Raw genomic sequence first — 23,362 nt, forward strand, 5'->3', positions numbered from 1 at the left:
TCAATGTCACAGGGCGTCGCAAAGAGGGTTCTTTGAAACGTCGCAATTGGGGCGAATATATCTGATTTCGCGGGGTATTTGACGGTAAGGGTACGCTTTGGGGCGTTCGGGGAACCGCCGACATTAGCGATCCGTAATTTGACCGGCTTGGGGGCCGGACCGCATCTTCCGACCCCTCAGCCAAACAAGGCCTTATCTTGTGGCTCTAACTGACGATCAGGCGACCGCGCAGAAGCAGCGGCCCAAGCCGCCCCTTCGGCTCGGGCTCTCGGGCAAGCTTTTGCTGCTGACGATCCCGCTGGTGATGATCGCCGGGCTCCTGATCTACGTGCCGGCCATCGCCAACTTCCGGATGAACCGGCTCAATGACCGCCTGGCGGCCGCCAACACCGCGGCGCTGGTGCTCGATGCCGCCCCGTCCGGCCTGGTGCCGGATTCGCTGGCCCGGCAGATCCTGACCAGCATCGGCGCCCGTGCGGTTGCCATCAAGCTAGGCCAGCAGCGCCGCCTGCTCGCCAGCGCCGACCTGCCGGCCGCGATCGACCATGATGTCGACATGCGGGCCATGACGGTGTGGTCCGCGATCGTCGATGCCTTCGAGATCATGCTCGAACACGGTGACCAGACCATCCGCGTGGTCGGACCTGCGCCGGGCCAGGCGCAATTCATCGAGGTCGTGATCGACGAGAAACCGCTGCGGCAGGCGATGTACCGCTTCTCGCGCAACGTGCTGGTGGTCGCGCTGCTGATCGCCGGCCTGACCGCCGGCCTGGTCTATCTGGCGCTGCATTATCTGTTCGTCCGCCCGATGCGGCGGCTGACCGCGAGCCTGGTCGGCTTCCACGAGAATCCGGAGAGTTCGGCGCGAATCATCGTGCCAAGCCAGCGCGGCGACGAGATCGGCGTCGCCGAGCGCGAACTGTCGGACATGCAGCGCGACCTGGTCTCGATGCTGCATCAGAAAAGCCGGCTCGCCGCGCTCGGGCTCGCCGTCTCCAAGATCAATCACGATTTGCGCAATCTGCTGGCGTCCTCGCAACTGCTGTCGGATCAGCTCGCCAGCGTGCCCGACCCGCGGGTGCAGCGCTTCGCGCCGAAACTGCTGCGCTCGCTGGAGCGCGCCATCGCGTTCTGCCAGTCGACCTTGTCCTATGGCCGCGCGCAGGAGGCGGCGCCCGACCGCCGCGTGATCATGGTGGAGCCTGCGGTTGCCGAGGTGCGGGAATCGGCCGGGCTTGCCACCGATGTCTCCATCACCTGGATCAGCGCGATCGAGCGCGGCCTCACCATCGACGCCGATCCGGATCAGCTGTTCCGTGTGCTGCTCAATTTGGTGCGCAATGCGACGCAGGCCCTGGAAAGCCGGCAGGACAGCGATGGCGGTGCGCAGCAGATCCGCATCACCGGCCGCCGCGAGGGGACGGTTGCGATCATCGAGGTCTCCGACACCGGCCCCGGCGTTCCGGCCAAGGCGCGCGAGCACCTGTTCGAGGCGTTCCAGACCTCCGGCCGCCCCGGCGGCAGCGGCCTCGGCCTTGCGATCGCCGCCGAGCTGATCCGCGCCCATGGCGGCCATATCCATCTGGTCGAGGGCACCATCGGCGCCACGTTCCAGATCTCGATCCCGGATCGCCCGGTGGAACTGCTGTCGATCCGCAGCGAACGGGCGAGGGCCTGAGGCCGTCCCCCGGTCATCCGGGCGGCGAAAACGGCGGCCGAAATTGCCGCTTCCAGACCTTGCCAACCGGACCCGGAGCCTGTAGCTAGAGCGCTCTTTCGCGACGTTCCGGGGCTCCCGGAACCGTGCGGGCCTCAGGCCCACCTGCGAAAATGCGCCCGTAGCTCAGCTGGATAGAGCATCAGACTACGAATCTGAGGGTCGGACGTTCGAATCGTTCCGGGCGCGCCATTTGGCATTGTTTTCATTGAAGTTTTGCGTCGCTTGTCGCGCTCGCTCCCGGCCGGAGCGAGAGCGGCGCCGTTGACCGCCGGCACCGGGCTGGTCGCGACGATCAAATACTTGTGCGACGCAGTATGATTTTATTGCATTGCAACAAACAGCGTCTACCTGTGCTGCTCGAGTTCTATCGAGGAGCCTCCAAGTGACCAAGATTTCTCTGTCCATCGTAGCCGCCACCCTCGCAATCGCGAGCGCGACGATCGCATCCGCTGCGGAGCGTCCGACTTTCGAGGCCGCGGGCCTGCCGATCTCGCCGGTGCAGGCTGGTGTGCTTGGCGCCGCCAACGTCCACGAGCAGGCGCCGGTAGCCGCGACGTCGGCAACTCCGCATCAGCTCAGTGTTCTGACGCCGCGAAGCAAGATCACGACCGCCCGGGCTTCGGTCCGGACGGACCGCGCGTTGCACTGATCGACTCCGCTGATCCAACTCCAGAAAGCCCGCGACCACGTCGCGGGCTTTCTCATATGTGAGGTGTGCAACGGCTGCCTCCGCCCTCGCTTATCTGCGCAGCAGCATGCGGCTGTCATCGAACTCGATCGCACGCTTGGACAGCCAAAAGGCCTCGACATTGCCGATTTGCGAACGCCGTCGACGCGGGTGATGGCGAGGGCCATCCCGTAGAAACCCTGCTTGCGCTCGTCCGACCGTTGAGAAAAAATAAGTCCTTTTAGGCTATAGGCGACAGAACGTTTTATTCATTTTGTCCGTCCATTTGAACCGGCGGGTCATCTCTCATGTCGAGTGAGATCTCAGACGCCATTTTCCTGGCGGCGGTGTATCTGGGTGTCGTTTACAGCACACGCATCCTCGAGACGTGGTGGCCGATTGCAGACGTTCCCGGCTCCGAGTTTCGTGATGATTGGTTAGCTGTCATCGTGAGCATCGGATTGGAGAACCTGCTCGCTCCGATCGCGGCCATCAGCGTGGGCATCATCGCGAGCTATACCGGGCTTGGCTGGATCAAGTTACCGACCGAGGGTTACTGGTGGTACGCCTCTCTCGCGTTCGTCGTGGTTGCACTCGATCTCTACAAGTACACGTTCCATCGTCTTCAGCACGCGATCCCGTTCCTTTGGGCGATGCACTCGTTCCATCACAGCGCGAATGCCCTGACGTTCATTACCGCCGGCCGACATTTCTGGCTGGAGAGAGTGCTGTCTGACGCCTTTCTTCCAATCCTGGCGATCCTGTTTCGGGTCCCGCCCGATATGGCAATTGCCGCGGGATTTATCTTCTTCGTCCCCGATGCGTGCGCGCATCTCAACGTCCGCATCCCGCTCGGCCGCTTCGTGACATGGATCAACAACCCGCAATGGCACCGGATCCATCACTCGGTGCATCCCGAGCATCGGGACAAGAACTTTGCTGCCTTCTTTCCGCTCCTGGACATTCTGTTCGGCACGGCGTGGGTGCCGAAGCCGGACGAGTATCCTGCGACAGGACTCGTGCCGGCCGAACGGGTGGACATCATCAACAGCGTGATCTGGCCGATCCGGCATCTTCGGCATGGGGAGTCAAAGAATGAACTGGGTTAAAGGCCTCTTGCTGTTCTTCGCCTTGCTGCTGGGGTACGCCGACCTCGCGTCGACCAATGTGATTTTGACTCTCGGGTTGGGCGAGTTGAACCCGTTCATGCACCTGGCACAGACATGGTTCGGCGTATGGTGGCTGGTCCCCAAGCTCGGTCTCACGTTTGTCTTGACGTGGTTACTCTGGCGCAGCAACAACGTTTACAACATCGCTCTCGTCGTCGCCTTCTGCTGTACGCCGGTCCTGAATAATCTCGTCATCATCGCGGGTGCGAACTGAGCCGGCCGCTTCGTCTCATTGCCGGACCCGGCGAAGCACTTGTGTTGTCCGGCGCATCTTGCTGCAAGTCCAATGAAGCAGAACCGCGCGCGGCGCGGGACATCAGTTCGGGTATTCTAGAACGATAAGAGTTTCTCCATGGGTAGTATTGACGAGGTGCAACCTTGTGCGCCCGGCCCGGTTTCGGCACGGGCCGCGCGCGTGTTCCCTCACCCATATTCTGAAGCCGCAGAGGCCAGGAGCCTGTGGATCATCATTGCCGCGCTCACCGGAGTTGCAGCCGCGGGGCTCGTTCTGTCGGGACTTTGGGTCTCATTCAACCCTGTGATCGTCGTCGGCTTCGTGGCGTTGGTCGGCCTCAATGTGGTCTACACCAGGATCAGGCCCAACAGACGTATCGCGTCATTTGCCCTCACCTGCGCGCAACTGGTCGCGTTCACCAATGTCGGAACCGTTCTCAGCTATCTTGCCGCGTCCGCCGCATTCCCTCTGGTCGACAACGCTCTCGCCGCGACCGATTCCGCGCTCGGCTTCGATTGGCTCGCATTCTTCAACTGGGTGAAGCTGGAGCATCCGAGCATCGGTTGGGCGCTCGATATCATCTACGATACGCTCTTCATTCAGTTCGGCGTCCTGCTGGTTGTGCTGAACACGATCGGTAAGCTCGAAAGGGCAAGAGAACTCGCCTGGCTCTTTGTGACCACCTTGCTGATGATCCTTCCTCTGTCGATGGTGCTGCCGGCGGAGGGGGCCTGGGCGCATTACGGTGTGTCGCATTTGACAAGCGCCTATTATCTGTCCGACTTCTATGCGATCCGCGATGGATCCACGAAGGTCATCGATCTGTCCAGGATCAACGGCATCATTCAGTTCCCCTCGTTCCATGCCGCGCTTGCGCTGATCCTCATCCTGACGAGCCGGGGCACTTTCCTGTTCGCCGTCTTTCTCCCGCTCAACATTCTGATCATCGTATCGGCGCTGACCGCCGGCGGTCACCATCTGAGCGATATTGTCGTCGGACTGGCCACCGTGCCTGCGGCCATGCTCGTGTTGCGGGAGCGCAAACTTTCGTCCTAGCGCATCTTCGGTTCTGATCGACTCAGAACCGAAGCTCTAGATTCCTGGTTTTGATGCGTTTTCTTCTCGCGATCCGGCGTCCACTTCGCTCAAAATCGCTCTCGCTTACAGAACCTGGCCGCCTTTTCCGGCGACAAACACTCTGGAATGACAAATGATCGCGTCCAGCGGTCGGGAGATCGAGTGATGTCGGATAGAACCGTGCTCGCCTGCATCGTCGGCAGTGCCCTGACCCTGGGGGGCCTGGGTGCGACCGTCCACGCGCAGACGCCGTCGAGCTGCAAGGAGCCGCGGGTGGGCACCAACCGCGTCCCGATGCTGTCGCCGCCGCTCGCCAATGTGGTGACAGGTAAGGGACGGCTGCAATTCTACTCGGCGCCGAATCTTCACTGCCCGATCGGCGGCGTGTTCGTGATTCCAAATGACGAGCTCGTCGCCTATGCGCAAACCGATGACGGCTGGTCGTCGGTGATGTACCTCAATCCGGGGACGGGCAATGACGTGTCGGGTTGGGTGAGGTCGGCGCGACTGAAGGTGACCGGAACCATCGGTCCCAAGTAGCATGTGACCGGACGACCTGCCGTTGTCAGCTCGTGCGGTCACGCGGATGTCACGGACCGACGTTCGGTTCGCGCATTAACCTCCACAAGTTGAATTTCTTGACGGCTCCGGCGTGAAGTTGAAGGGTTGCCGCAGGGCGAGCGCCCTGGTTGCGCAATCGAGGTCAAGACTCTCGATTTGCTTGAATGATGACAGTGATCGCCGGACAGGCGCACCGCGCGGTGAGCCATGCGGCGACAGGTCATCGGCTTTGAACATTATTGATTACAGGCGTCCGACGACGCCACTGCGATCGGACAGAGATTAGGTGGCGAAGCATGTTGAACCCAACGTCGCATATTGCTCTGAAGGCCAACCACCCGCGTGACGCGCGAGCGCGTCTGCCAATTGCTGTGCGTTAGATGTTGCAAGGCGGGCCGCAAACGCAGCTTGATACGCCGGCTCCGCGCAAGGGCGCCGGCGTGGCGAGCCGGCCGTAATGCATGTGTAGAGCGGCGTCAATGAATCGCCGCGTACATGATCTTCTCCTCGGTGGCCTCGAGCGCGGAGAATTCCTCGACCACCTTGCCCTGGCGCGAGACCAGGATGCGGTCGGAGAGGGCCATGATCTCGGGCAGATAGGATGAGATCACCACCACCGCCTTGCCCTCATCGGCGAGCTGATTGATCAGCTCGTGGATCTCGACAATGGCGCCGACGTCGACGCCGCGGGTCGGCTCGTCGAAGATGATCAGTTCGGGCTCCTGCACCAGCGACTTGGCGATCACGACCTTCTGCTGGTTGCCGCCTGAAAGCTCGACCACCCTGGCCTCGTCGCCGATGGCGCGGACCTTCAGCCGCTGGGTCCAGCTCTTGCCCACCGTGTTGGTCTCGCGCCGCGACAGCATCATCCGGCCGGCGGGAAATTTCGAGAGCAGCCCGAGATAGATGTTGCGGGCGATCGAGGCGGTCTCGAAGAAGCCCTCGACCTTGCGATCCTCGGTCACATAGGCGATGCCGGCCTTCACCGCCGGCGCCGGCACCCGGTAACGCACCGGCTTGTCATGCAGCAGGATCTCGCCGCCGTGGAAGAAGTCGCGCTTCAACACGCCGGATACGATCTTGAAAGTCTCGGTGCGGCCTGCGCCGACCAGGCCGAACACGCCGGTGATCTGCCCGGCAAACACCGACAGCGAATTGTTCTTCACCATCGGCGCCATCTTGAGATTCTGCACCGTAAGCACGCGTGCGCCGGCGGGCCGGACGCTGGCCTTCCTGGCGCCGTACAGCGTGTTGGAGAGGTCGCGTCCGACCATCGCCTGCACGATCGCGGCGCGATCGAATTTCGCCGCATCGTCGGTGACGACGTGCTTGCCGTCGCGCAGCACGGTGATGCGGTCGGCGAGCAGCAGGGCCTCTTCCAGCGCATGCGAGATGAAGACGATCGAAACGCCGCGCTTCTTGAGATCGCGAACGAGGTCGAAGAAATATTTCTTCTCTTCCGGCGTCAGCGATGCGGTCGGCTCGTCGAAGATGATGACCTTGGCCTTGTGCAGGACCGCGCGCGCGATCTCCACCATCTGCTTCTTGGCCGCGCCGAGCCCGCTCACGGTCGCCGTCGGCGTCACGTCGAAATTGAGCGACTGCAGGAACTGCTGGGCGGCGATGTAGATGCCGCGCAGCCGGTTGTAGAACTTCTCCTGCCCGAGAAACAGGTTTTGCGCCACGGTCATGGTCGGCACCAGGCTGTTCTCCTGGAACACCATGGCGATGCCGAGATTGCGGGCCTCGAGCGGCGTGCGCGGGGCGACGTCGGAGCCGTCGACCGTCATGCTGCCCGAGGTCAAGGTCACGACGCCGGCCATCACCTTGGTCAGCGTCGACTTGCCGGCGCCGTTCTCGCCGACCAGCGCATGGATCTCGCCGCGGCGCAGGTCGAAGTCGACGCCCTCGATGGCGGGCACGCCGGCGTAGAGCTTGGTAGCCTTGTGCAGGGACAGCACGGTGTCGCTCATGAGCCTGTCTCCTCGGCAAGCCCGGCGAGGGGCAGTTTCAGCACGCGGCCCGGTCCCTTGGCGATCAGCACGAGGTCGCTGCCCAGCTCGAGCGCTGCGACGACGCCGTGATTGACGCCGTCGACCCGGCTATGCAGCGAATAAAGCGGCTTGCCGTCTTCGCCGAGCCGGATCACGAGGCCGTAGGAACGCGGCGGCGCCCACGGCTTGATCACGCCCATGGTCTTGATGTGCGCGCCCTGCATCGGCTCCTTGAACGAGAAGCCCGAGCGCAGCCGCGGCGCCACCCAATAGGCCGGATCGATCTCGGCCATCATGCGGCGTCGGTAGGCCGGCTCGCGCAGCACGAATTCGATCAGCTGGGTGCGTGCGGTGAATGCGGTGAGCCAATAGCCGCCGCCCGTGGCCTTCGACAGCCGCGACGGATAGACCGGCAGGTGGCCGAGCACGATCTGCGGCGGCCTGCCATCCGCCACAAGCACGAGACGATGCCGCCAGCTCTCGCTGACCAGGACGCCATCGCCGCGCGCGCAGGCGCCGAAGGCGTAGCCGAGCTTCGAGGCCAGCGGCTTCACCGAGCGTGACTTGGGATCGAGCCGGAACACACGGCCGCTCCGGTTGAGCTCCATCAGGTCGCGCGCCCAATCGTCGACGCCGCAACTTGTCGAGCCGTCGGTTGCGATCAAGGCTCCATCGTCCGCCGGCGACAATGCGTTGATCGCATTGAAGGCGGCGTCGCTGAACGTCACATCAGGCTCGCCCGATGAAGGATTGGCATAGAGGCGCACCTCGCGGCCGCCGAGCGCGACCGCGATGCGGCCGTCGGCGAGCGCACACAGCGCCGAGATCGGCCGCTCGAAGCTGCGCAGCTCGCTCGCGGTGCTGCCGTCGAGGCGGAGGAGACGCCGGCCGTCGGCGACATAGAGGTTGCGGCCGTCGGTTGCGAGATCCTCGAGCGCCTCGCACTCCAGCAAGGTGGTCGCGGCCTCCAGCTTCTGGTTCGGCTTGAGCGCGCCGTCGAACGACGGCACGGTGATGGTGGCCTCGCCGCGGCCGAGGAAGCGGTTGGCGAAATCCCTGACGGCCGCGATCACGACGCTTTCCCCCAGCGCTTGTCATACTGCACGTAGTTCGGATCCGCGTTGTCGAGCTTGTAACGACCGATCCGGTTGTTCATGATGCCGCCGAGATAGAGATAGCCGCGATGCTCGCGCATCGAGGTGATCATCGGGTGGTTCTCGCCGCGCAGGTCCCAGAAGGATTCGAGGATCTTGCCCTGCTCGTTGAACTTGACGACGCAGCCGGTGTTGATGTTCGGGAACAGCCATTCGTCGACCGGGACGCGCTTGGCCATGCGGCGGCGGAAGCCCGGCATCTTCCAGGCGAGATCGAGCGAGGGGCTGCGCATGCCGACCAGCGCCAGCCAGTAATTGCCGTCGGAGGCGAGGTTGATGTTGTCGGGATAGCCCGGCAGATTGTCCATCACCACCTCGACCTGGCCCTTCTTCGGCCCCGCGAACCACAGCCGCTTGATCGAGCAGCCGAAGGTTTCGGCGAACAGGATCGACTGGCCGTCGCTGGCGACGCAGATGCCGTTGGGGAATTTGAGGCCGCGCAGCGCCGTATGGGTGGCGCCGGTCTTGGTGTCGTAGCAGATGATGCGGCCGTTGCCGCGCGCCTCGAGGCCGTCGATCGGCCATTCGTCCATCTCGTAGCGCACGGTGGCTTCCGAGAAGAAGATCAGGCCGTCGTCGGTGATGTCGAGGTCGTCGGCGAGCCGCAGGCGGCTGTCGTCATTGACCGAATGCATGCTGCGATTGGTCTCGTCGGTCGCCTTCTCGACGGTGCCGTCGGGCGCGATCCGGTACAGGCCCATGCCGCCGATGCAGACATAGAGATTGTCCTGCCGGTCGAACGCCATGCCGAGCGGCTGACCGCCGATATGGGCGAACACCTCCATGCGCTGATAGTCGGGCGCGAAGAAGCGCATGATGTCGCCATGGCGCGAGCCGGCGTAGAGATTGTTGTTGCGATCGAGGATCACGTCTTCCGGCGCCTCGATGCGGCCGAGGCCGATCAATTCGACGTCGCGCAGCTTGTCGTTCTGCTCGAACGGACCGCCCTGGCCGATCTCGGTGGCCGGGGGCGGCGGCAATGCGTGATAGGTCGGCGCGACATAGACCTTGCTGATGATGCGGGTGCGGTTCTTCTGCCAGCGGATGTCGACCATCGCGGCGACCAGCAGGATGCCTGCGAGCGCCATGCGGTTGATGCCGCCGCGGGCATTGAGCGTAGTGAGGCCGTTGGTGATCAGGAGCACGATCAGCACGCCGACCAGCGATTTGGCGACCGAGCCCTTGCCACCGCCGAGCGTGATGCCGCCGAGCACGGTCGCGGTCAGCACGATCACCTCGAGGCCGACGCCGATGTCGCCGCCGACGGTGCCGAGCCTGGCTGCGAAGAACAGCGCGGCGATGCTGGTGAGCACGCCGCTCGCGACGTAACAGAGCGCGATGGTGCGGCGAACCGGAATGCCGGAATTGTAGGCCGAGCGGCGCGAGCCGCCGATCGCGGTGATGTGCCAGCCCGGGCGCAGCCGCGTCATGAAGATATGGCCGAAGATCGCGATCGCGATGTAAACCAGCGCGACGCTCGGAATGCCGAACACGTCGCCGCCGCCGATGAAATTCCAGGACGGGATATCGGGGAAGGCCGCGGCGATCGAATTGGAGTAGCGTTGGATCAGGAGGTCGAACGCCGAGCGGTAGATGATCAAGGTGATCAGCGTGGTGATGAAGGCGCGTAGCCTCAAGTATCCGATCAGGACGCCGTTGACGGCGCCGAGCAGCGCGCCGCAGGCGAGGGTGGCGACCACCACCGCAGGCACCGGCCAGTTCAGCACGTCGAGCAGATAGAGCGCGCAGAAATCCGTCAGCGCGAAGATCGAGCCGACCGACAGATCGATGCCGCCGACGATGACCACCAGCGCCATGCCGAGCCCGATGAAGCCGATCTCGCCGGCCTGCCGCGCGGTGTCGGCAAGGCTCGCCGGCGACAGGAAATGATCGATGGAGCGGCTGAGCGCAAAGCCGACGATCAAGAGCAGGATCACCGGAATAGCGGTCTCGGTCCAACGCTTGGACAGGATCTCGCCGAGGAGATGATCCGGCCAATAGCGGTAACGCAGGCTCGTCAGGGTATCGCGCATCGGCATTCCAGCAAGGCGTTCGATTTCGGGAGATTGACGTCCCGGGCGGAGCGCGCCCGGGACGTCAAGCGGATGTGGCCGGGCTACTTCTTCAGGTCACTGAGATTCCAGCACGCGGTCTGGCTGTCCGCGTTCTCCTTGGTTATCGGAATCAGGGTGGTGTATTCCGAACCCTTGATCGAGCCGGCCTTGGCACCGGACGACAGCAGCCATTTGATGGTGCCTGCCATCTGCGCGGCCTGGGTCGGCACGTCGTAGCTCAGGTTGAGGTCGAAGGCGCCGGACTTCACGAGCTCGCAGGCGCCCTTGCGCTCGCCGCCGCCGGAGGTGGCGACGAACACCTTGCCGGTCAGGCCGGCTTCCTTCACCGCGGCCGCGGTGCCGATGTCCATGCCGTCCCAGAAGCCGACGATGCCGCACAGATCGGGATTCTGCTTCAGCACCGTCTGGGTGATCGCCTTGGCCTTTGCGGCATCCCAGTCCGCGGCCTGGCTCGAGACCACTTTGATTTCCGGATGCTTGGCAAGCACGTTCTCGACGCCCTTGAGCGTGTAGGCGCTGGCCGCGGCCGAAAGCGCGCCCTGCACGATGGCGATCTTGTTCGACTTGCCCTGGCACGCCTTGACCACGGCTTCAGTGTCCTTCTCGCCGATCTCGATCCAGTTGGCGCCGACGAAGGCCGAAGAGCGATAGGCCGATCCCATGTTGATCTGGATGACGTAGATGCCCTCGTTCTCGGCGCGCTGCAGCAGCTTGGCGTAGGTCTGCACGTCCGGATTGTGGATCACCATCACGGCCGGCTTCTCCGAGATCAACGAGGTCACCGCCTGCGCGCCGGCATTGGTGTTCCAGTTGGGATCGCGGATCTCGAACTTGACGCCGAGGGGCTCTAGCTCCTTCTTCATGCCGGCGTACCAGCCTTCGGTGAGGTCGAAGTTCATGGCGACCGGAACGTAGGCCACCGTCTTGCCGGCAAGGGCCTCCTTGAACGGCTTCTGGAACGGCTCGTCGAGGCCCTGCTGGGCCAGAGCCGGGGCGGCGATGGCCGCGAGCCCGAGCGTTGCGGCGATCACCTTGGCAGTCCTGACAGCGTATTTCATTGCTTCCTCCTTGGTCGTGATTGATCGTTCTTTGACTTGGTTCAGATGTCGCCCTGCTGTGCCGTTTCTTCGTTGCGCGGATTCAGGAATGAGTCCGTAATGACGGCGAGAAGCAGGACGACACCTTTGACGAGGTTTTGTCCGGCGTAGGAGATGTCCATGATGGTCATCCCGTTCAGCATGGTGCCGATCAGCAGCGTTCCGATGATGACGTTGAGCACGCCGCCGCGGCCGCCCGACAGGCCGATGCCGCCGAGCACGACGACGAGAATGACGTCGTAGATCAGGGTCGAATTGAAGACCCGGGTCGGCATCGAGTTGACCGACGCCGCCATCACCAAGCCCGCGAAGCAGCCGATCAGGGCCGCGACGACATATTGCAACACGATGATCGGCCGCGAGGGGATGCCGGTGACGCGAGCCGCATAGGGATTGTCGCCGATCGCGTAGATATAGGCGCCCCAGCGCGTCTGTCGTAGCAGGAAGGCGACCACCACGCAGGCGATCGCGAACATCACGATCGAGGTCGGGATGCCGGCGATGGTGCCTTGTCCGAGCCGCTCGAATCCCTTCATGCCGTCGCTCCACTGCACGACGTCGAGCTGAAACAGCGCGGCCTGTCCGAGGCCGGCGAGCAGCAGGCCGGTCGCCAGCGTCGCAAACAGCGAAGGGACCTCGGCGTAGGCGATCAGCCAGCCATTGACCAGGCCGAACGCGATCGTGAGTAGCACGGCGGTCAGCAGCGAGGCCGGCAGCGAGTGGCCGTTCTGCACCATCTGCAGCACGAGCCCCGGAGGCACCGCGAGGGCTGCGATCAGCGAGATGTCGATGCCGCGGCCGATCACGACCAGCGCCATCGCAAGCCCGAGGATGCCGAGCACCGCGACGTTCTGCAGCAGCGTCAGCATGTTTTCCGGCGTCAGGAAGCCGCGCAGGAAAATCGAGAACGCCAGGAACAGCACGGCGAATACGGCGAAGACGATCTCCTGTTGATTGAACCGCAATCGCTTCATTGCCTCGTCCTTCCTGCTGCTATGGCTGCGCCGTCGGCCTGGATCTCGTGCGGGAGCCGGTCGCGACGCGGCCGGGCCGCGTCCTGCCGGCGACTGCGGCGTCGACGAAGGCGCCGACGGCGTTGATGTAGGCCTCGATCGAGGTGCCGCGCCTGCGGTACTTCGCGCGCTTGACGTACCAGTCCTGCAACAGCGGCTTGATCAGCGAGGCCGTCAGCGTGACCTGGTCGACGGCGAACGCCCCGCTGGCGACGCCCTGCTTCAGGACATCGGCGATGATCTTCTCGGTCATCACCTCCATCTCGATGGCGCGCTGGCGCTCCGCGGGCGGAAACGATTTCGCTTCCATGAAGGAGAACACGAACCAGGGCTGCATCGCCTCGCTCATGCGAACATGGGTAGCGATGATCCAGTGCAAATGCTTGCGCGCATCCTGCTTCACGCCGGCGGGCGGCGCGGTGAGGACCTCTGCGGCCGTTTCGGCGACCTCGCCGAGGATCATCGACAGCAGCGTCGGCTTGCTGTCGAAATAGGTGTAGAGGCCGCCCATGCTGAGGCCGGAGGCCTCAGCGAGCTGGCGCAGCGTGGTGGCATGAAAGCCGTGCTTGTTGGAAAGCGTGAGCGTCGCGCCGATGATGCGCGTGAGGTTCGGAACGGCGAGATGCGATTTCTGCACCCGGATGGAATCGCGATGGCGTTCGAGGATGCGTGCGCAAAGCACGTCCATCGCGAACGCATTCGTCCCCGGCCGCTGACGCGCGAGACCCACGTTGCCTCCCTGGCTATGTCCCCGGACATTGCATTTGGTTGCCGGTCCGGGCCGGGCTTTGCGCCCTTGCTCAATTCCTAGCCCACGAACCGCGGTTCGGAAAAGGGGGATAATCAAATTTTCTGAGAGAGCGCTCGCTCGTTTTTTGGCCCCGCGCCGCGTCGCTTGCCTGGAGCCCGGCGCCGCTCCGGCGCGGTTCGGGAACTTTTCGCGCTGAAAGGTCAGCACAAATCCCGGGCACTTCGGCCGATCGTGCTGCCAGTTAGACGGCCGTCACATTCCAGATATAAGAACGCAGGCTCGTTGGCCGGAAGGCCAACCCGCACAGACATGCTGGCCGAATTTCACCCACGGTCACTTTGGGCCGAAGCAAGGTTATGACGGCAGTTGGATCACATGGTGCACGCGCGGGGGCTGCGATCAGCGCTGACGCTCCGGGAGCCTCCGCAACGTCGCGGTATCTGTTCGGGATTTGTGCTGCGCTCCTTATCGGCAGCATCTGCGCGGTTGCCGCGCAGCAGCGCGACACCGTTGCGGCATCTGCAGCGATTGAATTCAACATCCCGGCCCAGCCGCTTGCGAGCGCGCTGCAGGCCTATGGCGAACGCACCGGCGTTCAGGTGCTCTATGAGAGCAATTCCGCGACGGGACGGAAATCGACCTCGGTCGAAGGCAACCTCACGCCCGAGGATGCATTGAATTTGCTGCTGACTGGAACCGACCTGAAGGTCCAGTACATTCGTCCGGATGCCATCACGCTTGCTTCGCGCGCCGTGCGCGCCGACCGTCCGCCGGCGAGCCCACTTGCGACCGCGGATCTATCGCTCGGCACGCTCCAGGTGCGGGCGAGCAGTGACGGCAACGACACCGGCGCACTGCGCGACTACAGCGAAAGCCTGCAGCTCGACCTTCAAAAGGCGTTGCAGAAGAATATCGGGTCTCGCGGCGGCAGCTATCAGCTCATTGTCGATCTGTGGATCGATCCCTCGCGCACGATCCAGCGAACCCAATTGTTGCGCTCCACCGGCGATCAGAATCGCGATGCAGCCGTGACCGCGGCGCTGCAAGGATTGACCGTGAGCCGAACCACGCCGGCGAATGCTTCGCAGCCGGTTCGGATCGCGATCCGGGTGAAGTCGTTCCAATGAGTGACTATGACACCAGCGGAGCGGATGGGTTGCGCGGCGCAACTCCGATGACTCTGCTGTTTCATCCCGAGGATCCGGGCGCGTGGACCTCGGGAGAGGTGCTGCGTCTGCTCCTGGTGCCGGCGATCGCGGCGCTGTTGTTCGTCGGGGGAATCTACTGGATCCGGCTGCAGCCGCCGGCTGGACCGGCGAGCCGGGAGCAGAGCTCGATCGTCCAGGTTCGGTTGCTGCCGAGCCCATCGCCTGCGCCGATTCCGGTTGCGCCGATGTCGCAGCCGCAAACCGCGACGCCCGCGAGCCGGACCGAGGTGTCGCTGGAGAGCTCCGATCCGCCGCTCGACAATCTGACCGCGGCCCCGGCGCGGGAGCCGATGCCGGCGGAGCCGGCCGTGCCGAGCCTGCGTCCGACGCCGTCGCCGGCCGATGCGCCGCCCAACAGTGTCGCCGTGAAATTTCAGCAGGCGCTGCTTCGTCATGTGGCACGCTACCAGCGCTATCCGAACGCGGCGCGGCTCGGTCGGCTGCACGGGGCGGTCGAGACGCTGTTCTCCATGCAGCGGGACGGCACCCTGCTCGAGGTCTGGGTCAAGACCAGCTCCGGACAGGCCGTGCTCGACAAGGCCGCGGTCGAGGCGATCCGGCGGGCGCAGCCGCTGCCGTCGATCCCGTCGGCGCTGCCCGACCGGCTCAATGTTCAGATCACGCTGGTCTTCGACCCGGCCTGATCCGATGGCGGCGGTGCCGTTCGGCCTCGCAAGCGCAAGCGGCAGTTCATTTGTTTCGATGGGACCGCGATGCACGCAGCTTGCGTGTCGCTCGGTGTCGACTTGTTGCCGTCATAAATGTGTTGTGCGCGGCCGATACGAGATGGGCAGCTTCAAGAACAATTCAATCTGGATATCGGGCTGGTGTCTGGGAGGCCGCGGAACGTGGCTGAAATCAATCGAGTGCGGCTGCGGGGCCAGCTTGCAGATAATTACGACGGGCTCGTCAAGAAACTGACCCGCCGTCTGGGATCGTCGGACTTCGCGTACGAAGCCCTGCACGAGACGTTTCTGCGGCTGGAGCGGGTCACTGACGCGGTGCCGATCCGCAGCCCCGCCGACTATATCTTCCGTATCGCGATCAACATCGCCCGGGATCGCCAGAAGGCACAGAATCTCCGCGTGAGCGCGGCCGAAATCGATTCATTGCTCGACGTCAGCGACGACGGACCGAGCCCGGCGCGAATCGTCGAGGCTCGCTCCGATATCGATGCGTTCAAGCGCGCGTTGGCCGAATTGCCGCAGCGGCCGCGCGATGTGCTCTATAGTATTACGATCGAGGGACGGACGCCGAGCGATGTGGCGGCCCGCCTCGGCGTCAGTTTGCGAACGGTGGAAAGCGATTTGAAATTGGCTCTGAGCCATTGTGCCGATTGCCTCGATTATACTCTGATCCGTCGTCTCGGCGGTCCTCGTCCCCGTTCGTGATCGAATTCGACGCGGCCGCGACGCGCGCCGTCACGCGCAGCGCGCCGTCGAAATTTGTTGCGGGAACGACTTCCAATAACTGCAGGCGCTTGACCTGAAATCAGGGGTCACAGGCTGCAGGATTTTCAACCTCTGTTCTGCGGGATAGCGGGCTTTCCGTCGTCTATAGGGTAGAGAGCGATCTCATAAGGACCGTTTGGGTGCCTGGGAAAGGTTCGCTGGAAGTGTTGCGCCGCTTGAAAGCAGGTTCAGACCTGATCGGCCCGGCATGCCAGCATCGCGCCGCCTCCCGGCGCTCGATGCTGCGCAAGCTGCGATTGCCGGATGTTTCTGCTTGCGTTGTGCGCAACGGCCGATTGCGGTGCCCTGCTGCCGTCGGAATCGTCTATATAGCGTCCTTCGCTATGTGCTCGACGCGATCGGGAGGTTGAGGTTTGGCGAGCAGGGTGATGAGCGATCCGTCGTGACCGAGCCGACCCGCACTTCTGGGCCCGACCCGTTGCTGGATGAGGCGCTTGACTGGGTTGTTCGGCTGAAAGCCGGCGAGCCGACACGCGCCGACGTCGACGCATTGCAACGCTGGCGCGCGCAAAGTCCCGACCACGAGGGTGCCTTCAGGGCAGCTGCCCGGCTGCTCCGCAGCGCCAGCGCCGCGGCAAAGGAACTCGCCGACGAGCAGGCCACCGCAGCCGCCGTGGTGGCGTTGCCGCCCCGGCCCTCACGCCTCTTGACGCGCCGCATCGTGCTCGGCGGTGCGATCGCAGCCGCAGCCGGCTATGTGATGATCCGCCCGCCACTCGACATGTGGCCGTCGATCGAAGAGCTCTCGGCCGACTACCGGACTGGAAAGGGCGAGCAGCGCAAGGTGATGCTGGCGCCCGACATATCGGTTGAATTGAACACCCAGACCAGCCTGGCGCTGCGGCCCACGCCGAACGAAACGCGGGTCGAATTGATTTCGGGCGAGGCCTCGGTGGTCGCAAGACGATCGTCGTCGACGCCGCTGGTGATGCTGGCGCGCGACGGGCGCATCAGTGCGCTGCAGGCCGATTTCAACGCGCGCTGCCTCGATGGCGTCGTCTCGGTAACATGCCTCGATGGCATCGTCACCGTCGAGCAGGACGGCCGCTCGGTGCAGCTTCGCAAGGCAGAGCAGGTCACCTACTCGTCCGCGGGACTGCAGGCATCGCTTCCGGTCGACGCCAAGCAGGTTGCGGCCTGGCAGACCGGATTGTTGATCTTCCGTGACCGGCCGCTGGCGAGCGTCGTCGACGAAGTGAACCGGTATCGTGCAGGAAAGATCATCATTACCAGCGCTGAACTGAAACGCCGGCTCGTCAACGGCACATTCCAGGTCGACAAGCTCGACAATTTCGTCGCCCAGGTCGAGCAGCTGTTCGGCGCGCGGATCACATCGCTGCCCGGCGGCGTGGTGCTGATGAGTTGACTAAAGTCGAACGAATCGACACCGCGCGTTCGATTTCCTAACAAACCGAAAATTTCTTTTGCGCCGCCGCAGATTCTTTTGCGGGTTTGCGTTCGCCCAAACGTCTTCTGAGTAAGGCGCCGTCATCGCGGTCTTCCGGTCGCGATGGCGCGCGCCTGCGCGAAGTAAAGTGGGACGTCTGTGCGTAGTCGAAGAGATCATTGGTTATTCGGGCATCGTCCGCGATGCCGGTTCGGGTTGCGCGTGTCGGCTGCGGCACTCACCGTGGTTGGCTCCGTAGCGGCCATCGTTCCGGCGCGCGCAGCGAAGGAAGCAGCGAAAGATTCGGCTGCGGCTGCGGCCGCAGCGCCGGCGGACAAGCAGCCGGCGCAGGCGAACGCGCCGGCGCAAAAGCCGTCGGCGCCGCTGCAGCGCTTCGACATCGACGACTTTGCCGTGCAGGGCGCCGATAAGCTGCCGCAGGTCGAGATCGAGGAGGCGATCTATCCCTTCCTCGGTCCGAACAAGACCTCGGAGGACGTCGAGAAGGCGCGGGCCGCGCTGGAGAAGGCGTATCACGACAAGGGCCTCCAGACCGTCAGCGTCGCGGTCCCGCAGCAGAACGTGACGGGCGGTGTGGTCACCCTCAAGGTGACCGAGCTGAAGGTCGGCCGGCTGCGGGTGAAGAACTCGCGTTATTTCGATCTCGACCGGATCAAGGACAGCGCGCCTTCGCTGAAGGAAGGCACCGTTCCCAATTTCGGTGATGTCGCCAAGGACATCGTGTCGCTCAACCAGTGGCCGGATCGTCGCGTGACTCCGGCGCTGCGCGCCGGCGTGGCGCCGGGCACCGTCGACGTCGACCTCAATGTCGAGGACAAGGCGCCGTTTCACGCCAGCCTCGAAGCCAACAACCGGCAATCGCCGTCCACCACGGCGAGCCGCGTCTCCGCCACCGTGCATTACGACAATCTGTGGCAGCTCGGCCATTCCCTGAGCTTCACATATCAGGTCGCGCCGGAACGCCCGAGCGACGCCGAGGTGTTCTCCGGCTCGTACATGGCGCGGATACCGAACGCCGATTGGCTCAGTTTGCTGTTCTACAGCGTCAAGTCGAACAGCAATGTCGCGACGATCGGCGGCACCAACGTTGTCGGCCCCGGCACGATCATCGGCGAGCGCGCGGTGATCACGCTGCCGACGCGCGAGGGCCTGTTCCATACGCTGTCGGTCGGCATGGACTACAAGCATTTCGACCAGACCGTGAAGCTCGGCACCGACGGCTTCTCGTCGCCGATCACTTATTATCCCGTCGTCGCGACCTATGGGGCGACGTTCCAGGAAGAGAAGTTCACGACGCAGTTCAACGCCGGCGTCACCTACAACATCCGGACGCTGAGCAGCCCGTGGGACGAGTTTGACGCGAAGCGCTTCAAGGCTTCGCCGAGCTTCACCCACCTCAACCTCGACGTCTCGCATATCCAGGAACTGCCGGAAGGCTTCCAGCTCTACGGCAAGGTGCAGGGCCAGATTGCCGACGGTCCGCTGGTCTCGAGCGAGCAGTTCAGTCTCGGCGGTCTCGATACCGTGCGCGGCTATCTCGAATCCGAGGTGCTCGGCGACAACGGCGCGGTCGCCAATTTCGAGCTGCGCACGCCCAATGTCGGCAGCATGCTGCAAGGCGAGCTCAAGAGCGAAACCGGCGACGGCAAGCCACGCTTCATCACCTTCAACGATTGGCGCTTCTTCACGTTCTTCGATGCCGGCTACGCGTCGATCCAGCAGCCACTGCCTGATCAGCAATCGTCGTTCGTCGCATGGAGCTACGGCCTCGGCACGCGATTCAAGACGTTCGAATATTTCAACGGCATGGTCGCGCTTTCAGTGCCTGGGGTCGCTCAACAATACACGCACGCAAACAGTCCGCGCGTGAACTTCCGAATCTGGGGTGAATTCTGATGGGGATGGGTCTTACTCTCGAGCGGGGCACGCGCCGGCCGGCGCTGCGCCGAGGCATTGCGAACGTCGCGACGGCATTGTTGCTCGGGCTCGTCGCCCTGGTGGCGTCGCTCGCGCCGGCCAATGCGTGGTGGAACGACGAATGGTCGCTGCGCAAGAAGATCACCGTCGACGTCAGTGCCTCGGGTGCCAACGTCACGGATCCGATCGGCGGGGTGCCGGTGCTGGTGCGGCTGCACGTCGGCAACTTTCGCTTCAGCTCGGCGAAGGACGACGGCAGCGATCTGCGGTTCGTCGCCGGTGACGACAAGACGCCGCTGAAGCATCACATCGAGAAGTTCGATTCGCTGCTCGGCGAAGGCCTGGTCTGGGTCGCGGTGCCGAACATCGCGCCGGGCGCGCGGACCGATATCTGGCTCTATTACGGCAACAAGAAAGCTCTCGCGACCAGCGATCCCAAGGGCACTTACGACCCGGATACGCTGACGGTCTATCACTTCAACGAGCGCGGCACGCCGGCGATCGATTCCTCGGTGTGGGCCAACAACGCCCAAAGCGTCGGCCAGCCGGCGGACGGTTCGCTGATCGGGACCGGCTTGCGGCTCGACGGCCGTGCGCCGGTGACCGTGCCGGCCTCGCCGTCGCTGGCGTCGCCGGATGGTGCCGCGCTGACCTGGTCGGCCTGGATCAAGCCGGCCGCCTTGCAGCCCAACGCCGCGCTGTTCAGCCGGCGTGACGGCGCCAACGCGCTGGTGGTCGGTGTCGACAACGGCAGCCCGTTTGTCGAGGTCACCAATGCGGGCTCCGTGCAGCGCTCGAGTGCCGGCGCGCCGGTGGCGGCCGGCAGCTGGCATCATGTCGCCGTCGTTGCCGGAAACGGACAGGTCACGCTCTATCTTGATGGCGTATCTTACGCCGCGCTCAGCGCAAGTCTGCCGGCCCTCAATACCGTTGGCCTGATCGGAGGAGACTCGTCGACCTCCAGTGCGTCTCCGATCGCGCCTGCGACGGCCCCGTCCGCAGCAACACCATCAGTGCCCCCTGATGCGTCGGCTGCGGACGGTGGCGCCGCGCCTGCGGCGACGCCGGATGCGGCTGCAGCGGCGGCACCTGCGGCTGTAGCCGCGGCGATGGCCGGCTTTGTCGGCGACATCGACGAGCTGCAGATCAGCAAGGTCGCGCGCCCGGCCGGACTCATCAAGGTGATGGCGATCGGGCAGGGCCCCGACCAGGCCAAGCTGATCGCCTTCAGCGTCGACGAGGAGACCGCAAGCTGGCTGTCCGGCTACTTCGCGGTGATCCTGAAGTCGGTGACGCTCGACGGCTGGGTGGTGATCGGCATTCTGCTGATCATGGCCGCGATCAGCTGGGTGGTGATGTTCGATCGGGCCTCGTATCTCAGCAAGCAGGCCAAGGCGAATGCCCAGTTCATGAACGGGTTCCGCGAGATCGCCGCTGATCTCACCATGCTGGATCGCGGCGATGCCGACGACATCTCGACGCTGGGCGGGCGCCTCACCGAGGCCGACGCCAAGATGATGCGCTCGTCGTCGCTGTATCGCATCTATCACATCGGCGCGGCGGAAATCCGCCACCGCTTCAGCAACTCGCAGCGCGCTCCGGTGCTGTCGGCGGTCTCGATCGCGGCGATCCGCGCGGCGCTTGATAGCGGCGTCGTCAAGGAGATGCAGCGGCTCAACCGCCTGATGGTGGTGCTGACCATCGCGATCTCCGGCGGACCGTTCCTCGGCCTGCTCGGCACCGTGGTCGGCGTCATGATCACCTTCGCGGCGATCGCGGCGAGCGGCGACGTCAACGTCAACGCGATCGCGCCTGGCATCGCCGCGGCGCTGGTCGCAACCGTCGCCGGTCTCGGTGTCGCGATCCCGGCGCTGTTCGGCTACAACTACCTGATCTCCCGGATCAAGGACCTGACCAACGACATTCAGGTCTTCGTCGACGAGTTCGTGACCAAGATGGCGGAATTCTATTCCGCCGACCGGCCGGACCCGATCGAACACCGCATCGCCGCGGAGTAACGGCGATGCAGATCCAGGCCGACTCCAAGCCCTATGACGACATCAACATCACGCCGATGCTGGACCTCGCCTACGTGCTGCTGGTGATCTTCATCATCATGACGACGGCGACCGTGCAGGGTCAGAAGGTCAACCTGCCGAAGGCCTCGGCGGCGCCGAGTCTTGCGACCCAGACCACCAAGGCGATCACGGTCGCCAATGACGGCAAGATCTTCCTCGACACTATTCCGGTGACCCTGGCCGAGCTCGAGCAGCGGCTGATTCAGCAGAAGGCGCTGACGCCGGAATTTCCCGTGGTGCTGCGCGGCGATGCGCAGGCGCAGTACCAGAGCGTGATGGATGTGTTCGATCTGCTCAGCCGTATCGGCCTGAGCCAGGTCGGGCTCGCCACCAAGCCGCTCGTGAAGTGAGCCAGCCGGGAAGCGACGCCATGATGACGCAGCCAGCATCCTTCCCACTGACCGAGCGCAGGACGCTGCGGTCATGGCTGAGCGGCATGATGCGATCATTCGATCACGGCTGTGGCGCCGCGGACGTCACACGCGCCGAAACCCTGTCGCAGGTGTCGATCCGCGCCGGTATTGGCGCGGAGCTCCCCGCGTTGCCGGTCGCCCCGGTGGGGCGCGAAGAGTCGCGCGGCGAGGTGGTGGCATTCCCCGTTCATGGCGAGGCCCTGCTGGTCAAGCTCGCGGATGTGCTGCGCCGGCACGTCGCAGGCCGCGAGCCCGCCGACAACCCGCTGCGGCTGACGATCTCGCGATGCCCATGGACCCGCCTGTCGATCGACGCGATGGCCTATGTCGACTATTTGAGCGAGGTTGAGACCTTTCACGCAGCGATCGAAGCGGGCCCCGACACCAAGGTCATCCTGAAGACCACGGACTTCGACGCGCTCGTCAGCTTCGTCATGCAGTATGTCAATGACAGGCTGCTTGACCGCGCCTCGGTGGAGGCCGCGCCATGAACGCGCCGATGCGGGACCAGAACGCGCGTGCCGCGCCGTCAGCCGACGATCACGATGTCGCCGTCGCGTCCGCAACAGCTGCGGCACAGCCGACGGCTGCCCGCAGCACGGCCGCCCGGAAGGGCGAGCGCAGCGCGCTGCTGCGCTACGGCGCCGTGGTGGCGGTGGTCGCGCTGTTCCTTGGCGGCATCGTCTATTTCTTTCTCGGTCACGATGACCTACCGCCGCCGCGTCAGGTGCGCGATCTCACCATCGTCAATGTGACGCTGCCGCCGCCACCTCCGCCTCCGCCGCCACAGCCGCAGCCCGAGCAGAAGATGATCGAGCAGCCCAAGATGGCGGAGCCGGAGTTCAAGGAAGAGAAGCCGGTCGACAAGCCGAAGGACGAGCCGGCCAAGGACGCCAAGAACGACGAGCCGCCCGGTCCGCTGTCGCTCGATGCCAAGCCGACCGGACCCGGTGATCTGTTCAATCTCGGCGGCAAGCCCGGCGGCAACCCGTATGGCGGAGGCGGCGGCGGTGGCAGCCGCTGGGGTTGGTACACCACGATCATCACCTCGCAGGTCGAGGCGGCGATCCGCGCCAATCCGAAGACCCGCAACATGGCGACGCAGATCCAGGTGCGGCTGTGGGTGGACGGCTCCGGCCACGTCACCCGGGTCGTCCTGACGCCGTCATCAGGCAATCCGGAGATCGATGCGGCGCTTCGCAACGAGGTGATCGGCAGCCTGACGCTGCGCGAGCCGCCGCCCAAGGACATGCCGATGCCGGTGGTCACGCGCGTCACCGCGCGCCGGCCGAGCTGACGAGACCAACTGACGAACGACCAATCTTCGAAATTCAATGTGCGAGTGAGAACTGG

General features: G+C 64.2%; 21 protein-coding genes and 1 tRNA gene. 16 read left to right on the top strand and 6 right to left on the bottom strand.

What is annotated here, in order from left to right:
* Nucleotides 1-199 precede the first annotated feature (199 nt).
* The 7 genes from CO675_RS24445 (at nucleotide 200) to CO675_RS24475 (ending at nucleotide 5,408) form a co-directional block, all read left to right on the top strand.
* Nucleotides 200-1,678 (top strand): sensor histidine kinase, encoded by a 1,479-nt coding sequence (locus CO675_RS24445; protein WP_097674400.1) that lies wholly within the window; start codon nucleotides 200-202, stop codon nucleotides 1,676-1,678.
* A gap of 154 nt (nucleotides 1,679-1,832) precedes the next feature.
* Nucleotides 1,833-1,909 (top strand) — tRNA-Arg (locus tag CO675_RS24450).
* Between the two features lie 193 nt (nucleotides 1,910-2,102).
* Nucleotides 2,103-2,369, top strand: a complete 267-nt coding sequence (locus CO675_RS24455; protein WP_097674401.1) for a hypothetical protein — start codon at nucleotides 2,103-2,105, stop codon at nucleotides 2,367-2,369.
* 326 nt (nucleotides 2,370-2,695) lie between these two features.
* A complete protein-coding gene (locus tag CO675_RS24460; RefSeq protein WP_097674402.1) occupies nucleotides 2,696-3,496 on the top strand; it encodes a sterol desaturase family protein in 801 nt (266 codons plus the stop codon).
* Complete coding sequence (locus CO675_RS24465; RefSeq protein WP_245452892.1) at nucleotides 3,483-3,770, top strand: DUF5658 family protein; 288 nt, start codon at nucleotides 3,483-3,485, stop codon at nucleotides 3,768-3,770. Before CO675_RS24460 ends, CO675_RS24465 begins: the two co-directional genes overlap by 14 nt.
* Before the next feature lie 138 nt (nucleotides 3,771-3,908).
* Nucleotides 3,909-4,847, top strand: a complete 939-nt coding sequence (locus CO675_RS24470; protein WP_097674403.1) for a phosphatase PAP2 family protein — start codon at nucleotides 3,909-3,911, stop codon at nucleotides 4,845-4,847.
* A 186-nt stretch (nucleotides 4,848-5,033) separates the two neighbouring features.
* Nucleotides 5,034-5,408 (top strand): hypothetical protein, encoded by a 375-nt coding sequence (locus tag CO675_RS24475; protein WP_097674404.1) that lies wholly within the window; start codon nucleotides 5,034-5,036, stop codon nucleotides 5,406-5,408.
* A 497-nt stretch (nucleotides 5,409-5,905) separates the two neighbouring features.
* Here CO675_RS24475 and CO675_RS24480 read toward each other — a convergent pair whose 3' ends face one another.
* The 6 genes from CO675_RS24480 to CO675_RS24505 all read right to left on the bottom strand — a co-directional run bounded on the left by CO675_RS24480 (nucleotide 5,906) and on the right by CO675_RS24505 (nucleotide 13,450).
* A complete protein-coding gene (locus CO675_RS24480; protein WP_097674405.1) occupies nucleotides 5,906-7,402 on the bottom strand; it encodes a sugar ABC transporter ATP-binding protein in 1,497 nt (498 codons plus the stop codon).
* A complete protein-coding gene (locus CO675_RS24485) occupies nucleotides 7,399-8,496 on the bottom strand; it encodes an SMP-30/gluconolactonase/LRE family protein (protein WP_198964725.1) in 1,098 nt (365 codons plus the stop codon). Before CO675_RS24485 ends, CO675_RS24480 begins: the two co-directional genes overlap by 4 nt.
* Nucleotides 8,493-10,616 carry an ABC transporter permease gene (locus CO675_RS24490; protein WP_097674407.1) on the bottom strand — a complete coding sequence of 708 codons (2,124 nt, stop codon included), beginning with the start codon at nucleotides 10,614-10,616 and terminating at the stop codon, nucleotides 8,493-8,495. Before CO675_RS24490 ends, CO675_RS24485 begins: the two co-directional genes overlap by 4 nt.
* 77 nt (nucleotides 10,617-10,693) lie before the next feature.
* Nucleotides 10,694-11,710 (bottom strand): sugar ABC transporter substrate-binding protein, encoded by a 1,017-nt coding sequence (locus tag CO675_RS24495; protein ID WP_097674408.1) that lies wholly within the window; start codon nucleotides 11,708-11,710, stop codon nucleotides 10,694-10,696.
* A gap of 41 nt (nucleotides 11,711-11,751) precedes the next feature.
* A complete protein-coding gene (locus tag CO675_RS24500) occupies nucleotides 11,752-12,723 on the bottom strand; it encodes an ABC transporter permease (RefSeq protein WP_097674409.1) in 972 nt (323 codons plus the stop codon).
* A 19-nt stretch (nucleotides 12,724-12,742) separates the two neighbouring features.
* Nucleotides 12,743-13,450: a TetR/AcrR family transcriptional regulator gene (locus CO675_RS24505; RefSeq protein ID WP_198964733.1), complete on the bottom strand. Its 708-nt coding sequence runs from the start codon at nucleotides 13,448-13,450 to the stop codon at nucleotides 12,743-12,745.
* A 419-nt stretch (nucleotides 13,451-13,869) separates the two neighbouring features.
* Between CO675_RS24505 and CO675_RS24510 the strand changes: the two genes are divergently transcribed.
* The 9 genes from CO675_RS24510 to CO675_RS24550 all read left to right on the top strand — a co-directional run bounded on the left by CO675_RS24510 (nucleotide 13,870) and on the right by CO675_RS24550 (nucleotide 23,306).
* On the top strand, nucleotides 13,870-14,640 hold the full coding sequence (locus CO675_RS24510; protein WP_097674411.1) for an STN domain-containing protein: 771 nt from the start codon (nucleotides 13,870-13,872) through the stop codon (nucleotides 14,638-14,640).
* Complete coding sequence (locus CO675_RS24515; protein WP_097674412.1) at nucleotides 14,637-15,365, top strand: energy transducer TonB family protein; 729 nt, start codon at nucleotides 14,637-14,639, stop codon at nucleotides 15,363-15,365. Before CO675_RS24510 ends, CO675_RS24515 begins: the two co-directional genes overlap by 4 nt.
* Nucleotides 15,366-15,569: 204 nt before the next feature.
* On the top strand, nucleotides 15,570-16,112 hold the full coding sequence (locus CO675_RS24520; RefSeq protein WP_097674413.1) for an RNA polymerase sigma factor: 543 nt from the start codon (nucleotides 15,570-15,572) through the stop codon (nucleotides 16,110-16,112).
* Nucleotides 16,113-16,575: 463 nt separating this feature from the next.
* Entirely contained in the window at nucleotides 16,576-17,559 is a 984-nt protein-coding gene (locus CO675_RS24525) for a FecR family protein (protein ID WP_245452893.1), read from the top strand.
* Nucleotides 17,560-17,802: 243 nt separating this feature from the next.
* A complete protein-coding gene (locus tag CO675_RS24530; protein ID WP_245452894.1) occupies nucleotides 17,803-19,497 on the top strand; it encodes a ShlB/FhaC/HecB family hemolysin secretion/activation protein in 1,695 nt (564 codons plus the stop codon).
* Nucleotides 19,497-21,536 carry a DUF2341 domain-containing protein gene (locus CO675_RS24535; protein WP_097674416.1) on the top strand — a complete coding sequence of 680 codons (2,040 nt, stop codon included), beginning with the start codon at nucleotides 19,497-19,499 and terminating at the stop codon, nucleotides 21,534-21,536. Before CO675_RS24530 ends, CO675_RS24535 begins: the two co-directional genes overlap by 1 nt.
* Before the next feature lie 5 nt (nucleotides 21,537-21,541).
* Nucleotides 21,542-21,946: an ExbD/TolR family protein gene (locus CO675_RS24540; RefSeq protein WP_092122695.1), complete on the top strand. Its 405-nt coding sequence runs from the start codon at nucleotides 21,542-21,544 to the stop codon at nucleotides 21,944-21,946.
* Between the two features lie 20 nt (nucleotides 21,947-21,966).
* Nucleotides 21,967-22,500: a hypothetical protein gene (locus tag CO675_RS24545; protein WP_245452895.1), complete on the top strand. Its 534-nt coding sequence runs from the start codon at nucleotides 21,967-21,969 to the stop codon at nucleotides 22,498-22,500.
* Nucleotides 22,497-23,306, top strand: coding sequence for a TonB C-terminal domain-containing protein (locus tag CO675_RS24550; protein WP_245452896.1), 810 nt, complete (start codon nucleotides 22,497-22,499; stop codon nucleotides 23,304-23,306). Before CO675_RS24545 ends, CO675_RS24550 begins: the two co-directional genes overlap by 4 nt.
* Nucleotides 23,307-23,362 lie beyond the last annotated feature (56 nt).

Source organism: Bradyrhizobium sp. C9, from assembly GCF_002532045.1.
Classification (GTDB): Bacteria; Pseudomonadota; Alphaproteobacteria; order Rhizobiales; family Xanthobacteraceae; genus Bradyrhizobium.

Bases quoted from the DNA above. Each gene is read 5' to 3' on its own strand.
- CO675_RS24500 (WP_097674409.1), bottom strand. From the start codon at position 12,723: ATGAAGCGATTGCGGTTCAATCAACAGGAGATCGTCTTCGCCGTATTC.
- CO675_RS24515 (WP_097674412.1), top strand. From the start codon at position 14,637: ATGAGTGACTATGACACCAGCGGAGCGGATGGGTTGCGCGGCGCAACT.
- CO675_RS24480 (WP_097674405.1), bottom strand. From the start codon at position 7,402: ATGAGCGACACCGTGCTGTCCCTGCACAAGGCTACCAAGCTCTACGCC.
- CO675_RS24460 (WP_097674402.1), top strand. From the start codon at position 2,696: ATGTCGAGTGAGATCTCAGACGCCATTTTCCTGGCGGCGGTGTATCTG.
- CO675_RS24490 (WP_097674407.1), bottom strand. From the start codon at position 10,616: ATGCCGATGCGCGATACCCTGACGAGCCTGCGTTACCGCTATTGGCCG.
- CO675_RS24505 (WP_198964733.1), bottom strand. From the start codon at position 13,450: ATGGACGTGCTTTGCGCACGCATCCTCGAACGCCATCGCGATTCCATC.
- CO675_RS24550 (WP_245452896.1), top strand. From the start codon at position 22,497: ATGAACGCGCCGATGCGGGACCAGAACGCGCGTGCCGCGCCGTCAGCC.
- CO675_RS24510 (WP_097674411.1), top strand. From the start codon at position 13,870: ATGACGGCAGTTGGATCACATGGTGCACGCGCGGGGGCTGCGATCAGC.
- CO675_RS24540 (WP_092122695.1), top strand. From the start codon at position 21,542: ATGCAGATCCAGGCCGACTCCAAGCCCTATGACGACATCAACATCACG.
- CO675_RS24495 (WP_097674408.1), bottom strand. From the start codon at position 11,710: ATGAAATACGCTGTCAGGACTGCCAAGGTGATCGCCGCAACGCTCGGG.
- CO675_RS24470 (WP_097674403.1), top strand. From the start codon at position 3,909: ATGGGTAGTATTGACGAGGTGCAACCTTGTGCGCCCGGCCCGGTTTCG.
- CO675_RS24535 (WP_097674416.1), top strand. From the start codon at position 19,497: ATGGGGATGGGTCTTACTCTCGAGCGGGGCACGCGCCGGCCGGCGCTG.
- CO675_RS24465 (WP_245452892.1), top strand. From the start codon at position 3,483: ATGAACTGGGTTAAAGGCCTCTTGCTGTTCTTCGCCTTGCTGCTGGGG.
- CO675_RS24475 (WP_097674404.1), top strand. From the start codon at position 5,034: ATGTCGGATAGAACCGTGCTCGCCTGCATCGTCGGCAGTGCCCTGACC.
- CO675_RS24545 (WP_245452895.1), top strand. From the start codon at position 21,967: ATGATGACGCAGCCAGCATCCTTCCCACTGACCGAGCGCAGGACGCTG.